Below are 14144 nucleotides of genomic sequence, written 5' to 3' on the forward strand. Positions count from 1 at the left end.
CCATCGCCTGTGGCCCGCGGGTTCCTTCCTCGGGGACTTTCGTACGCCTGCCGGCGCCCGAAACTCTTCACGAAAGCGGTCGGTCGGCTTCCGAGGCTCGGATTCTTAGAAGCGGACCTTGAGTCCTCTGCCGGCGTCGACGTGATCTGACCCGAAGCGGTCATCCGGCAGACTGCGGATTAGCCCGGAAGCTCCAGCTATGTTAGAGTTGCGGTGATCGCATCGCCAGAGTTGAGCGTATTTGGTGCGACACTCTTTGCCGATGATGCGACAGTTCAAGGCGCTATGGAACGCAAGCTTGCGGCCATTCTTGCCGCCGACGTCGTAGCTTACTCGGCCCTGATGGAGGCGGACGAAGCAGGCACTTTCGAACGGCTAAGGGCCAGCCGTAAGGAACTGTTCGAGCCCGAGATCGACAAGCGTCACGGGCGCATCTTCAAGCTGATGGGCGACGGCTTGCTGGCGGAATTCGGCAGTGCTGTCGATGCCGTCGAATGCGCGGTGACGCTTCAACGCGGCATGGTGGAGCGCAACGCGAGCGTCCCCGAAAGCAAGCGCATCGAGGTCCGTATCGGGATCAATCTGGGAGAAGTGATCATCGAAGGGGACGATCGCCACGGCGAGGGTGTCAATGTCGCGGCGCGCCTGCAGCAGGTGGCTGATCCCGGCGGCATCTGCGTCTCGGGAAAGGTCTCGAAAGAGGTCGAGAAAAAGCTCGCCTTCGGCCTTGAGCCGATGGGCAAGCAGCGGATGAAAAACATCGCTGAGCCGATCGCTTGCTATCGCGTCCGCCTACAAACCTCGTCGGCATCCGCTAAGCCCGACCGACCCTTACGCACTCCACCAGGCTTGCCCAACAGGGCGGCAATCGCCGTTCTGCCATTCACCAACATGAGCAGTGACCCGGAACAGGAATACTTCGCAGACGGCTTGGCCGAAGATTTGATTACCGATCTGTCCAAGGTGCCCGGGCTGCTCGTCATCTCGCGGCATTCGGCATTCGCCTACAAAGGGAAGTCTGTCGATATTCGTGTGGTCGCGACGGATCTGGGCGTGAGGTTTGTTGTCGAAGGCAGCGTGCGCAGGGTTGCGGCCCGGGTCCGCATCAATGTCCAACTCATCGATCCGGAGGATGGAACACACCTTTGGGCTGACCGGTTCGACCGCGATCTAGCAGACATTTTCATGGTACAGGACGAGGTGGTGGGCAGGATCGTAGATGCTCTTTCCCACTTGCTACCATCGGCGCACCCCGTTGCCAGGCAAAGGGCCACGAACCTTGAAGCTTACGATCTGTTCGTACGCGGGCGGGTGCTGGTAACGCAATCGGTTCAGAGTAACAGAGAGGCTCGCCCGCTCCTCGAGAGAGCAATCGAACTCGATCCAGGCTTCGCCGACGCGCACGCCTGGCTTGCGATGAGCCATGTTTGGGGATGGTCGTACTGGGGAGAAGCGCCTGAACCCGGTCGCTCGCTTGCTCTCGCGGCAGCGCGACGAGCCGTGTCGCTCGACCCAGAAAACGCTGGTGCGCACGCGATTCTCGGCTTTGTGCGGTTCTTGGATGGTAGGCTGGATGCGGGCGCACCAGAATTGACGACAGCGCTCGAAATCAACCCTAACCACTCCGACGCTTGGGCATTCCTGGGTGTGATGAAAGCGTTCGAGGGCAGCGCTGGCGAAGGCATCGACTCCTTGCGGAATGCGTTCCGTCTCAATCCGCACCCGCCAGGATGGTACTATTGGCATCTCGGTCTTGTACAATATCTGGCGCGCCAATACGAAGATGCAGTCGAAACTTTGCGACACGAGGCTACACACCGTTCGGGTTCGCAACGCATCCTGGCCGCCAGCCTAGCGCAGCTTGGCCGCATGGACGAAGCCAAGACGGAAGCAGCGCAGTTCCTTGTCGCACACCCTAACTTCTCGGTAGAGGACTGGGCGAGCAGGCAGCCGTTCCAGCGCCGCGAGGATCGGCAGTGTTTTGTCGAAGGGTATCTAAAGGCGGGTCTGCCAGGGTGAGAGCGGTGCTACCAACCGATGTCCACAAGTTCGCCGGCGGCATTTCGCGTCAACCAGATGCGTCGGCGATACATCAATGGCTGGCGAAGAGGCCCCAATGAATAGGACGGCCATCGTCAACACCGACCCGGAAGCGGCGCTTGCCGATGCCCAGGCCCGCTATGCCGCGAGCAATTCGGAGAGTCTGACGCGACATGAGGAAGCCTGCGAGGTGTTTCCCGGCGGGACCACGCGCACGGTGTTGTTCTATCCTCCGTTCCCCTTGACGATGGTTCGCGGGGAAGGCGCGAGGCTCTGGGACGCAGATGGGCACGAATACATCGATTTCCTTGCAGAGTACACGGCAGCCGCCTACGGCCACTCGCATCCCAAAATCCGTGCTGCAATCAACAAGGCGCTCGACGGCGGTATAGACCTGGGAGGCCACAATAGGTTTGAGGCAAGACTGGCCGCTGCCTTGTGCTCTCGCTTTCCCTCAATCGACCTAGTCCGCTTCACCAACAGCGGAACCGAGGCGAACCTCATGGCGGTCAGCGCGGCCTGCGCCATAACCGGTCGCACGAAGGTCCTTGTGTTCGATGGCGCCTATCATGGAGGCGTGTTCCTTTTCGCGAACGGTGGCAGCCCAATCAATGCGCCTTTCGGATTCGTAGTCGCCAATTACAACGACCTCAATCAAACGATCGACCTGGTCGAGCAGCAGGCGAACGATCTGGCGGCTGTGCTGATAGAGCCGATGATGGGCGTCGCTGGCTGCTTGCCCGCCGACAGAGCGTTTCTTCAGGCCCTGCGTGATGCCACCCATAAGCACGGCATCCTCCTCATATTCGACGAGGTAATGACGTCACGTCTGTCACCGGGCGGTCTACAGGAATTCCACGGAATTCTGCCGGACATAACCACGCTTGGGAAATATATCGGCGGCGGCATATCGTGCGGTGCCTTCGGTGGCCGCAAGGACATCATGGACCGCTTCGACCCTCGCAAGCAGGGTTCTTTCCCCCATGCCGGGACTTTCAACAACAATGTCTTGACCATGTCCGCTGGAATTGCCGGCCTGACGGAGGTCTATACACCTGAAGCTGTTCGCCAACTCAATGGCCTCGGTGACCGGATGAGAAGTCGGCTCAACCAGTTGGCCCAGGCCGAGAGCGTAAGGATGTGTTTCACCGGGCTCGGATCGATGATGAGCGTCCACATGCGCAGCGGCCCCATCCATACGCCGGCAGACGCTTTGAAGGGAAACGCCACACTGAGGCAGCTCTTCTTTTTTGACATGATCGAACGGGGCGTATGGATGGCTCCGCGCGGCATGATCAACCTTTCACTGCCCATCACCCAAGAAGACAGCGAGAGGTTTGTCGCCTCGGTGCAGGAGTTCATCGAATCACGGCGATCACTGCTAGGCCCTTAACCGGCATTGATTTGCCGTACTCCGACCGTACCGCCGGAGAGTGGTCGCGGCTTGCAAAGTCTGCTTCGACGCAACCGCGACCTCCAGCGCGGTCGCCGGCAATGTCTGCTTTCAGGCGGCGGCAACGCTCACCTCAACGGCCGACATTGAGGCGCTAAGCTGCCGTCGAAATCGGGTCTGCGTACGCCGCGATCCGCAATCCGGCGGATCAGCTATGCTGACATTGTGGATAATTAAACGGCGCGCCATGGTCTCAGCGCAAAAGGTCCGTTGAGCGCCTTCCTGGCATCGCCGATGAACGGCAAGCCGTCGGGCACGTTCCTGCGAGCGCACTATGGCGCAAGTCGGCCCATTGCCGACTTTCCCGCACCCAATATTCCTTGCGAAGGATGATCCTGCTTTGAGGTCAACCGGCGCCCACAACACCAAGGCTTCAACGGTTTTTTTGCGGCCAATTAGCCTCTGCCGGGCCGTATACGGGCAGCCGTCACTCCGGCAAGCCCGCGATCCGCATGTGTTCGATCCAGCGGTCGAGGCTTCCGGGGGCGGTCCATAGCTTCTCCCACTCCCTGCGTTCCTTACTGATGGATTGACCGGGCGAGTCTTTAAGGAAAACCGCAAGCGCTTCCCTTGCCTCGCGCTTATTTCCCAGACAAGCGTGGATTCCCGCAAGCATTCGGTGCGCGCCGCTCGGGATTGTGGACATTTTCCGCATCGCCGCCAGCGCAGCCCCGCAATCGTTCTTTTCCCAGAGCGCCCAGCCCATCTGCCAGTTGAAGTCGTCTGGGTAGAAAGGATCGATGCCCATGGCCTGCTTGATCCGATCGATCGCTTCGTCTGTACGGCCAACATAGAGTAGCAGATCCGTGCTGCGGACCAGGATATCGGAGTTGCTGGGGTTCAGGGCGATTGCCTGATCGTACTGGCCACTGGCCTGCTCGACCTCGCCGGCTTCGGTGTGGATGCTGGCGCGGATATTATGCGCTTCAGCGTCATCAGGAGCGAGCAGGATGGCCTTGTCGGCGTATTCGGCCGCGCGCTTCAACGCCTCGTCACGGTCAGGTTCCTGCTCGTTCCAGCCGAACATCGCATCGTTGCGATAGGACCAGGCCAGCCCGATATAGCCGAACTGCGAGTTCGGATCTTCTTCGATCGCCTTGAGGTTCAGCTGCCGAAACAGCTCGTTCCTCGGGGCCGAGAAATCCTCTCGGATCTCGGCAATCCCCATCAGATGATAGTGGAGCGCGCTGACCCTGGCGGCACCGGTCTGTGGCAAGGGGCGCTCGATCCTGCGCCCGACCCGTACCGCAAGCGTGCGGATGATTTCCTCCTGGACGACGAAAAGATCGCCAATCTCCCGGTTGTAGGAGTTCGCCCAGACATGCGATCCATCATGCGCATTCAGCAGTTGGGCCGTCACTTTCAGCCGGTCTCCCACCTTCTGCTGGCTACCCTCAAGCAGGTAGTCGACCCTGAGTTCATCTCCGATCTGCCTGGTGTCGGTGGGCTTACCGCGGTACCTGAAACTCGAGTTCCTGGCGATGACGGCATAAGTCTTGCTTCGTGCCAGCTCGGTGATGATCCCCTCGGCAACGGCATCGCTGAGATATCCCTTGTCCGCTCCGGCACTGAAGTCATCGAAGGGAAGGATTGCAATCCTGGGCATATCGCTCGAAGGAACCGGAGCGGCTCGCCACATTTCGGTGCCGTAGTATGCGCCGATCGCTGCCGCAGCGAGAACGATTGCAGCAAGAATGAAGCCGCGCTGCGAGAATCGTTTCTTGGCACGTTCCGTGACGGCTGCGGCGTTTGGGGCCGCCGCGTCCGACAGATCGGCATTCAGTCGGTAGCCTCTCCTTGGGACGGTTTCCACGATCACGTGCGCGTCGTCCGCCAACGCGCGGCGAATATCGGCAATACATTGCGTGAGGCTGTCGTCGGTCACGAAGGTATCGGGCCAAACCGCCTGCATCAGCGCATCCTTCGACACGATTTCGCCCGGTCGCGCCGCGAGCACCGAGAGCACCTCGGCGGACTGGCTGCGAAGACTGACCGCTTTGCCTTCGACGGTTCGGAGTTCTTTGCTTTTCGTCAGGAAGACAAAACCGCGAAACGTGATCGTTTCAGCAGATTTCAGGTCAATTTCAGGGGCCGTTCGGGACATTTCACCTTCCTGGCGCGCTTTCTAGTTTAGCCCATTCGGCCTTCGCCTCCAAGCGATCCCAGCAGCACCGGATGAGACGGAGGACGACATGAATCGCATCAAGCTCATCATCGCTCTCGCTCTTCTTTTGGCAGCGCAAACGGCCGCAAAAGCGGATTCCCGCACCGCGAGATCCTGTGGCCCTGACCATGTCAACCAGGTTGCCTCAGACGAGGTCCGTCCCAGCCCCCGCGGTTATAATGTCGCCAGCCTTGAGTCGATGGATAGCCGGACCGTGCTCTCCGCCAGCGCTGTCACAATCCTTCTGACCAACCACGGGGAGCTAATCAGGCTCCCCGACGTGAAACCCATGACCTCCATGGCCGAGTGCAGAGCTTGGACCCATCAACAGGAGTTCATGCCCGGACTCCCCGGCTATCTCGCCACCTTCCATTACTGCGACTACGCATTGTGAGCTGCCGAGCCGGGACGACCATGGTCGGACGCGCCTTTTCGCGGGGGGCGCGCATGTTTGGTACGAACTGAGGTGGCGCCCCAGCGAAGATCCGCAAGATTCCAGAAATTTGGATTTCGCTTACACGCATCATCGAATGTCAGGTTTGGTCCTCTATCCTGCCAAAGATGACAATTCCTGGTACTTCCGCTTCTCATCTATTCAGGACGTTCCGACCGTGATGTCGCAACGACTGCACAGCTGGTGGCCGTTCCATGCTCCTGTTCGGCCCTCCAGGCGGCGGAAAGAGCCATCTTGCTTCGGCCATCGGGCTGGCCCTCATCGAGAACGGGTGGCGGGTCATGTTCACCCGCACCACCGATCTCGTTCAGAAGCTGCAGGTCGCGCGCCGCGAGCTCGGCCTCGAAGCCGCCATCAATCGGCTCGATCGCTTCCACCTGCTCATCCTCGACGACCTCGCCTATGTCACCAAGGATCAGGCCGAGACCAGCGTGCTGTTCGAGCTCATCAGCGCTCGCTACGAGCGGCGCTCCATGCTCATCACCGCCAACCAGCCCTTCGGCGAATGGGGAAAGGTCTTCCCGGACCCCGCCATGACGCTCGCCGCGGTCGACCGCCTTGTCCATCACGCCACCATCTTCGAGCTGAATGTCGAGAGCTATCGGCGGCGCGAGGCCATCGAGCGAAAAAGAGGGCCAAGCAGGCCGGCGTCATATGCAACCCCGGCCAACGTCGCTCCTGATTGACGCGCCGCGACAATCAAACCGACAAAACCTCTTGCGCGCGACAATCAATGCCGCGATCATCACAACCGCCGCGACACAAGATTCTCATCCAGATTGTCGCGCGCCTCTCTCCCAGATTGTCGCGCTATAACTTCTGTCGGAGCGCTGATAACTGGAGTTTCGGTTAGCCGCTCAGATCCCCGTGGCCTCCTGCGGTGGCCCGCGCCTCTGCGGATTCGATTCTTGCTTCCGGCCACCGCAAGGTCATGGGGCAACTGGAGTTCGAAGATTGTCCGCAGAACCGTTCTCCATAAAGCACGATCTTTTCCAGCTGGGGCGTAAAGGATTCGCTGTCCTCGAGAGCATGGTCTTCCCCTTGCCGCTCGACCGCAAAGACGCCAAGTACCGGGCGGCTCGCCTCACGATCCGAACAGGCGAAGCTCAGTACGCTATCTTCGCTGCGAACATGAATCTGGAAGCTGCAAAGGAACTTGCCAGCCTGCTGCCGCTTCCTCGTCCAGAACTTAACGGGTTGAAGCTCACTGCTGGCCATGACCAATTGCGCAGCTGGGGCGATCCGCTTGTAGCGGCAGGCCAGCTGCCGTCGCGTGATTGGGTTCTGCAGGTCGACGATCCTGGCGACGCTGCTGTTCAGGTCGACGACATCTTCACGCCGGATGGCCTCGATCGCATGACGCCGTCGAACCATCCCAATGCCCAAATCGAAGACCATGTCGCCAGGGAATTCTATCGTCTGCGGACCACTGACCAGGAAGTCAAGCTGGCGCTCTGAGCAGAGAGGCAACGCTTCCGCATGCTACGCGGCGAGTTCGAACCCATCTGCCTCTTCTCGCGTAATCTCCACATGTCCTGCGGCGCCGATAGCAAACAGAAAGTGGAGTATGCGTTCATCAGCCGAGACGACAAGGCAGGTTAGTCTGCCGGTGGCGTATGCCCCGGTATCGATGGCGATACGGCAGCGCTCCTTCTCGGGCAGACAGTTCGACGTTGGCGTGTGGCCGTGGACGACGACGTGAGACAGCTCGCCCTTGTATTGAAGGAAGGGTTCGCGGATCATCATCATGTCCTTCGGATCCTGTTCCGTGATGGGGCGATTTGGATCGACTCCCGCGTGAACGTAGGCGAGGCGGTTATCGACTATGATCGGGACGGATTTCCGCAATGCCTCCACGTGTCGGGCAAAGTTTGCCCTGAATGCGGATGCAATGTCGGAGATATCGCCGTCGGCAAGCAGCCCATAAGATTCCAGGGTCTCGTAGCCGCCCAGCCGTAGCAGCCACTTGGTGAACCTAACCTCGTCGACAGCATCGGAGGTCATGAAATCCAGGAAGTAGGCATCATGGTTGCCACGGATCAGCCGCGACCGAGGCCATATCTCCAGGGTGTGGCAGACAAGGTCCAGCGCCTGCCGGCTCGATGGGCCGCGGTCGACGATGTCCCCGAGGAAGAGCACGCGGGGCTCGCGGCCGGATGCGCCAGCTTCCCGGCCGATGGCATCAAGGAGAGGCGCAAGCAGGTCAGCACGGCCGTGAACGTCGCCTATGGCGTAGGTGGTGTATGGCAATCCAGGAATCCTTCCGAGGACCCACAAGTAGCGGCTGTCTCGGCAATCGTTTTGGTCAAACGAAACGTGGCTTGGGGCTAGCGCTTCGTCCCAGTCGGTCGCTTTGCGCGGCGTTTGATAGGGACCAAGTCGTCGAGGCCTTCGTCATATTCATAGGCAACGCCATCGAGGGTAATCCGACCGTCATGGGGCGGGAGAGGGGGTGCTCCGTTGGCGTGGGCCTCGCAATCAACGGAAAGCCACGACTTGTCTCGTAGGCTGCCCGGCTTGCCGCAGGTCTCGCAGTATCGATAGGAACGCAAGTCGGCGAGGACCTCTGCCCTATCCAGTGCAAGGTGAACAGAGCGGGTAACGGCGCCCTCGGGCATCGCATCAACCCTCAGGCTTCCATATTTCTCGTAGACTTTGTCGAGGCGTAAGCGCGTTCCTGATGGAAGGGCGGCGGAGACGTCGCCGAAATACTTGTCCAGGACCTTTTCCCATCCCGGCCCGCACTCGAAATCCATTCGGGCCGGAATCAGGTCCGGGTACTTCGTCTTCAAATTCGGGAAGTCTGTCATCTGGAAGCCTTTCACCTTTCGCCAAGGCACGCCAGCTTGCAGCGATAGCAAGATAGAGGTGAAGGCTTCGTTCATCCCTTCGTCTAGCTCGTTACGAGTATTCCGGAAACACCGACGGTCAGGGGCATGGCCATCCGAGTACCGGCATGCAGTCTGCATATTGTTTCTTCTGGTTGAAGGTTCGCCTGAAGCTGTCAAGTCTCAGAAGAAACGGAACTCTCCTGGAGCCTTACTAGGCCTCCACGCTCGAAGACACTTGCCGAGAGGTAGACCTCTCGTGCAGCCGAAGTGCCAGCTATAATCATGACCGGCTTTGGACATCGATAGCTGATTTCCTTTGAAATCGCCCGCATTTCCTTGATGTCGCTCGCGCTCGGCTCGGGCGCTGCGCGTGGGTGCGAATGCCATTCCCCGACGTAGTATTCGCCATGGCGCCAACGGCTTTGGAGAAGGTCTTTCAAGCCATGGACACCACGCTGAAACCATGTCCGACCTGACCGAGAATCCTTAGACTGCGTCGTTGCCTCGGAGACGGTTACGTTATTCCCGTGGCCATCGTAGCGGCCGACTAGGATGCCTCCGGTCTCGCGGTCTCCCGCCGCCAGCGCGTATTCTTTGATCGTGTGAACGGCCACTCCGGTCAGATGTACTGAGATCCCATGAACCTGGCTTACGAAGTCTTTTCCGTCCTCAGGCATCCTGACGCTCCACGGTCCCGTCCACGCCCTGCCTGAAATACTCGCAACGCCTTTGCGGAGACCGGATCGCCCTTAGAATGGCTTTCGATCCAATCGCGCCCCACAATCGCACGTCCGATGCATCTGCCGGGAACACAGGGTGCCAGCAGCCGATACCTTCTATTCGCGCGTCATCAAGAGAGGCAGGGGGAACGCCGAAATCCGCGAAGCTCTCTTTGGCGTCCACCGTGGGAAACGAGGTTTCCGATGCAGTAAACACGAGCAAGCCTTCGCCTTTCCAGGTCATCGCTAAGCTGACGAACGTTTTTTCGTCCCCCCAGTCGAACATTGACAGGGCATCAAGAACACTGTCCGATCCCGAGCAATCGACAATCACGTCGAATGAACGCACCTGTTCTGCTATCTCCGTGTCTGTCGGCGGGAAACTCGATGCGAAGCCCGTGACGTTTGCGTCCGGCATGATCAGGTTCAGGGCACTGGCAAGCGCCGAGGCTTTGTTGTGGCCAACCGCGTCCATGCCCAGCGCGTGTCGGGTAAGGTTGCCGACGTCGAGAAGGTCGGCATCAAGGACACCCATCTCGATCAAACCCATCCGAACCAGATTCTCGCACACCGCGCTGCCGAGAGAACCTGCCCCGATGACGAGGACCCGCTTCGACGGCACCACATTCTCCGGACCTGCGCGGGCCCGGATTTCCTCGGGCTCCCAGTTCACCGTGCGGAGCCATTTCAGGTTCGAATTCAAGGACGCGCGGGAGCGGTCGATGAACTGCCGCGTATTTTCATTCGCTCGGAAACCGTTTTTCTTTGCCCGACGGTCAGCAAGTTCGACGCCGTCGATCGCTAGCCAATGATAGCGCAAGGGCGGTTCGCCGATCGTGTACGAAAGTGGAAAACCAAGAAGCATCATTACGGGACCGCTGTCCTTCGTTCGGTGACGGCGATCCGCTCCCGATCGAACAAGGACCTCTCCGAGATCGACTCCGACGGTTTCTAGGTAGGAGGACAGGGCGGCCCAGGTCCGTGGCAACTCCCATGGCGCGACGACAGGCAACCGATCGAGGGCGATCCAGAGCGCTGTTGCGGACGACTCCTGGGCCGCGATCAAGCGGCCCCATTTCAGCTCGCGGATCGATTTTTGACCTTTGCCGTGGAAAGCCGTGATGCCATAGCTTGCGACCGATCTCGGAAGCCGTGCTAGGTCTGCCCATCCCCACTGACCGTTCATTGCCTGCCAGTACTGAAGGTCGTCGACCGAGCTCGTGAAACCCACCACAGGAAAACTTGTCTGACCAGGACCGGACGGCAGTTCCAGAGGCTCTCCCGGGACCGCGAGTTTATCGCTCGCCCCAGCGTCGATCCAAACAAGTAGCCGCTCGAGATGCCACCAAATCTTCTCGTCGATGGCTTTGGGTTCGCCTGCCCAGGCGACGCGGGCGAAAGCTGCTGCTTGACGATTAAGGCACGGATTGCCCAGCCGCCACGGTAGGGCGGCCGGACCTTCGTCATTGAAACTCTGGTGCTGGTGGGTCGCAGTTATCCCACCTACCTTCGATGGGAAGACGGTCACAGACACGCTGGCCGGATCGAACACCAGATACCAGTTTGTCTCCGTTGGAATGGTGCCACATTCGGGAACTGAAAGGCGCGCGCATATATACAGCGTCCACCGGCTGTCGGCCAGACGTGTCCACGGCCGGAGTACCGTAATTCGGCTGTGGCCGACAACGCTGTCGGCCACGTTCTGAAGGACCTCAGGTACGAACAACTACGAGGTCCTCATGCGAACCGCTCGGTCCTCCGTGGTTCGGCGGGCTGCGCAGGCGCGGTGAAGAAACCTGGCTTTCGATCTCCTCCGTTCGGACCGGGAAGGGGGAACTTTCCGCCGAACAGTTTTTGCCAGAGCTGGCCGCTCTCCTGAACGTCGTCACACTCCAGCGCCTCGCGCGCCTGATCGGCCGCGGTCGTGATCGCAGAGTGGAATGCCCTGAAGTCTTCCAGAGACAGGCGCTTGAGGACGTTGTGCTCGGGCACGCCGTGGTCCGCCAGTACAGGGACCTTGCCCACGAGGGCTTCGAACCTCCATTTGTCCCGCATCGTCTCGAATACCTGGACGAGGCCTGAAGCCATGGAACTGGTGCCTTCCTCAAGGACGTGGCCGATCATATGCTCCAGCGGGTAACCCTTGGGATATTTGGGGAGGGTCTCGGCATACTGCTGCCGCCACCATTTCGTCGCGCGTACCAGATTGACGTAGTGTCCGTTGCAAGCTCGATTCTTGGCGGCCGTCCACTGGATTTGAGCCAGCGGATGCGTACGTCCCCACCTCCCGACATCGCGGTCGGGAAGGAAAAGCGGATGTGGTCGCCAGTTGCCTGAAGGCGCGTCCTCAAGCAACTGCGGCTGAACTCCGAAGGGCGTTGGCTGCCAGCGCTCGTTCAGCCGCCAGCTCATGTCGTCTTCGATAGTACTGGTGGTCAACACCGAGTTGGACCGATACAGACGCTCCATTGCCTGACGCGACGTCGGATCAGTCGGAAGCGCGGTGATGACCAGATCGAGATCGACATAGGAAAGTTCGATCCCGAAGGAACGTCCCTGAGCCCGCCACTTGCCTGGGTAGTGTCGATCGAGGAACGGCACGAACTTGTCCATCGCCTGCTGGGGGGTGGTTTTGTCACAGTCGATATCCGTCACCACCACCACATCGACATCCGGACGCTTGTCGCCCGTCGGACGAATGGCAGTGGAACGTCGGATGCTTCCCTGCAGGAAGGTCGCCACCACGATTCCACTCAGGTCCCTGTCCGCCGCTAGGCGAGACCGGAGCGTGTTCGAGCCCGTCTTCCATTCCTCCTTCTGGCGATCGGTAGGGCGGATTTCCCTGAGAAACTCACTGAACTGCGATTTAAGTTCCATGTTCAACCGATCCTGATAGAGGGGATGTAGCTGCCGTCCACGGCGCTCTTGAAGTCGAATTCGTATAGCGTCACAGGACCCATCGAGTCGCGGTGCTGGCCCATGAAGAATGTGAAGGCATTCGGGGCCGTTATGAAGAAGTGCCGCCGCGCGCTGATCGGCGGGCGAAGCGCCTTCACGGCACCCGCGATCTGATCGGCGAGATCGGCTGCATGCTCTCCGCCAGCGAGCGCTTTCTGGCTCGGGCCGTTTGCGGCGACGACGTGCAGGATTCTCCCGATGCTCGGGGCGGTCGTCCTGATGTATTCCTGGACATCCGCCAATGCATTTCGCGAGAAGCTGACCACGACAGCGATCTCGTCGCCGGATCCGACTGGAATCACCTCGGTTGTGGCCGCCGGGCCGACTTTCCCGTCGTCCGACCGCCATACGGTGGTCGGCCCTCGTCCCTTCTGGTTGAGTTCGACGTGCGTGCTGGTCTTGAAGCCGAGCATCGCGCCTGCAAGGAAGGCAATCGAGGAATGGCTATCTAGGAACAGACGGATGTCCTTGTCCGTCTGGCGAACGCGCGTGAGGAACTCCTCGACAGCAGAACGGACGTCGGTGTTCCAGTCGATTCCCTCCCTGAGATGCCGCAAGTTGAACAAGTCCACGAGCGAGAGCGTGTTTTCCGGCTGAGCATCGAGGTAGTCTGTCGGACCGTCTGTGAATGAACGGATGGAAATGTTCTTTCTATCCTCCGGCTGGGTCGTTCTCACCCAGCCTTGTTCGATGCACAGCTCTTCGAAGGCCTCACGGGTAAGCACATTTCGCTGAGTCGCCTTGAGTGCCCGGGCTGCACCATCGAACTTGAATTCGAGGCTGTTACCCCCGGGTGCCAGACCGACGACCTGGAATCTGAGGTCGACGTTTTCACGCATGTCTTGCAGCGAATGATACGCCTCCATGATATGGAAGGTGTCGAGGATCGCGTAGAGTTCTTCGTCCGATTCCAGCTCGAGATGATTGCGCCAAAGAGCGCGGACCTCACCCATTTCGCTGCGTTCTGTTTTCCCTACGGCGAGCTTTTCCAGGTCCAGCGACTTGTCCGCCGTTTTGAGAAGCTTGGACAGCGGGTCATCATCGCGGACGCGATCTGTCGTGACCAATGTGAACGTCGAGCGGGGTGGGGCTTTCGCCACCGCTTCCTTCAGGCGCTGCAAGATAGAGATCGCGCTGGCGCCGATAAACTCGGGTTCCACAAGCTCCCTGAAGCCGAAACGCCCAGCTTGGTTTACATGAAATTTGACCTGGTGGTGGGCGGTCTCGACTCTGAACGAGCGACGCCCGGCCATACCAGGATTATATCGCACGACAACGTCGTCGAACCCTTTCGGGCCGTCGGCCTCGTACGAAACTTCGACCACATGGGGTGTCTCCGGATTGCGGAGACCCGAAGCATGTATCCAGAAGAATCGGGCCTGATAGTCATGCCCGTCCCAGTTTGCAATCACTGCGTCAGCCATAGGCACCCACTACCTATACTCTCAATTCTCGTTTTGTTCGCCGTACCATTTTCCGGGCACCCTAGTGCCCGGAAACGTTCGTTTCAGTGTTCGCCCGACCT

The 14144-nt window shown here is 59.7% G+C and carries 11 protein-coding genes and 1 pseudogene; 5 read left to right on the forward strand and 7 right to left on the reverse strand.

Features of this window, described 5'->3' with window-relative positions; all coding sequences use genetic code 11:
- Positions 1 to 213 precede the first annotated feature (213 nt).
- Together RFN30_RS04665 and RFN30_RS04670 are read left to right on the forward strand one after the other, a co-directional pair.
- Positions 214 to 2019, forward strand: coding sequence for an adenylate/guanylate cyclase domain-containing protein (locus RFN30_RS04665; RefSeq protein WP_320260980.1), 1806 nt, complete (start codon positions 214 to 216; stop codon positions 2017 to 2019).
- A gap of 97 nt (positions 2020 to 2116) precedes the next feature.
- Positions 2117 to 3433 (forward strand): aspartate aminotransferase family protein, encoded by a 1317-nt coding sequence (locus RFN30_RS04670; protein ID WP_320260981.1) that lies wholly within the window; start codon positions 2117 to 2119, stop codon positions 3431 to 3433.
- A 487-nt stretch (positions 3434 to 3920) separates the two neighbouring features.
- Here the strand turns inward: RFN30_RS04670 and RFN30_RS04675 are convergent, their stop codons facing one another.
- Positions 3921 to 5597, reverse strand: coding sequence for a winged helix-turn-helix domain-containing tetratricopeptide repeat protein (locus RFN30_RS04675; protein ID WP_320260982.1), 1677 nt, complete (start codon positions 5595 to 5597; stop codon positions 3921 to 3923).
- An 88-nt stretch (positions 5598 to 5685) separates the two neighbouring features.
- Between RFN30_RS04675 and RFN30_RS04680 the strand changes: the two genes are divergently transcribed.
- From RFN30_RS04680 to RFN30_RS04690, 3 genes and pseudogenes are all read left to right on the forward strand, one after another.
- Entirely contained in the window at positions 5686 to 6051 is a 366-nt protein-coding gene (locus RFN30_RS04680) for a hypothetical protein (protein ID WP_320260983.1), read from the forward strand.
- A 245-nt stretch (positions 6052 to 6296) separates the two neighbouring features.
- Positions 6297 to 6797 (forward strand): annotated as a pseudogene (locus RFN30_RS04685) (ATP-binding protein); the annotation flags it as partial.
- Positions 6798 to 7065: 268 nt separating this feature from the next.
- A complete protein-coding gene (locus tag RFN30_RS04690; protein WP_320260984.1) occupies positions 7066 to 7569 on the forward strand; it encodes a hypothetical protein in 504 nt (167 codons plus the stop codon).
- Between the two features lie 24 nt (positions 7570 to 7593).
- Here the strand turns inward: RFN30_RS04690 and RFN30_RS04695 are convergent, their stop codons facing one another.
- The 6 genes from RFN30_RS04695 to RFN30_RS04720 form a co-directional block, all read right to left on the reverse strand.
- On the reverse strand, positions 7594 to 8361 hold the full coding sequence (locus RFN30_RS04695) for a metallophosphoesterase (RefSeq protein WP_320260985.1): 768 nt from the start codon (positions 8359 to 8361) through the stop codon (positions 7594 to 7596).
- 77 nt (positions 8362 to 8438) lie between these two features.
- On the reverse strand, positions 8439 to 8996 hold the full coding sequence (locus RFN30_RS04700) for a hypothetical protein (protein WP_320260986.1): 558 nt from the start codon (positions 8994 to 8996) through the stop codon (positions 8439 to 8441).
- 119 nt (positions 8997 to 9115) lie between these two features.
- Positions 9116 to 9619, reverse strand: a complete 504-nt coding sequence (locus RFN30_RS04705) for a Mov34/MPN/PAD-1 family protein (RefSeq protein WP_320260987.1) — start codon at positions 9617 to 9619, stop codon at positions 9116 to 9118.
- A complete protein-coding gene (locus tag RFN30_RS04710) occupies positions 9612 to 11387 on the reverse strand; it encodes a HesA/MoeB/ThiF family protein (RefSeq protein ID WP_126093745.1) in 1776 nt (591 codons plus the stop codon). Before RFN30_RS04710 ends, RFN30_RS04705 begins: the two co-directional genes overlap by 8 nt.
- Before the next feature lie 11 nt (positions 11388 to 11398).
- Complete coding sequence (locus tag RFN30_RS04715) at positions 11399 to 12538, reverse strand: SMODS domain-containing nucleotidyltransferase (protein WP_320260988.1); 1140 nt, start codon at positions 12536 to 12538, stop codon at positions 11399 to 11401.
- Between the two features lie 2 nt (positions 12539 to 12540).
- Positions 12541 to 14043: an SAVED domain-containing protein gene (locus RFN30_RS04720; protein WP_320260989.1), complete on the reverse strand. Its 1503-nt coding sequence runs from the start codon at positions 14041 to 14043 to the stop codon at positions 12541 to 12543.
- Positions 14044 to 14144 lie beyond the last annotated feature (101 nt).

Origin of the sequence: Mesorhizobium dulcispinae (assembly GCF_033977345.1) — a bacterium.
Lineage (GTDB): Bacteria > Pseudomonadota > Alphaproteobacteria > Rhizobiales > Rhizobiaceae > Mesorhizobium > Mesorhizobium dulcispinae.

What these genes read in the sequence shown, in the direction of transcription:
- RFN30_RS04670 (WP_320260981.1), top strand. Translation starts at nt 2,117, where the DNA reads ATGAATAGGACGGCCATCGTCAACACCGACCCGGAAGCGGCGCTTGCC.
- RFN30_RS04675 (WP_320260982.1), bottom strand. Translation starts at nt 5,597, where the DNA reads ATGTCCCGAACGGCCCCTGAAATTGACCTGAAATCTGCTGAAACGATC.
- RFN30_RS04680 (WP_320260983.1), top strand. Translation starts at nt 5,686, where the DNA reads ATGAATCGCATCAAGCTCATCATCGCTCTCGCTCTTCTTTTGGCAGCG.
- RFN30_RS04700 (WP_320260986.1), bottom strand. Translation starts at nt 8,996, where the DNA reads ATGAACGAAGCCTTCACCTCTATCTTGCTATCGCTGCAAGCTGGCGTG.
- RFN30_RS04705 (WP_320260987.1), bottom strand. Translation starts at nt 9,619, where the DNA reads ATGCCTGAGGACGGAAAAGACTTCGTAAGCCAGGTTCATGGGATCTCA.
- RFN30_RS04715 (WP_320260988.1), bottom strand. Translation starts at nt 12,538, where the DNA reads ATGGAACTTAAATCGCAGTTCAGTGAGTTTCTCAGGGAAATCCGCCCT.
- RFN30_RS04720 (WP_320260989.1), bottom strand. Translation starts at nt 14,043, where the DNA reads ATGGCTGACGCAGTGATTGCAAACTGGGACGGGCATGACTATCAGGCC.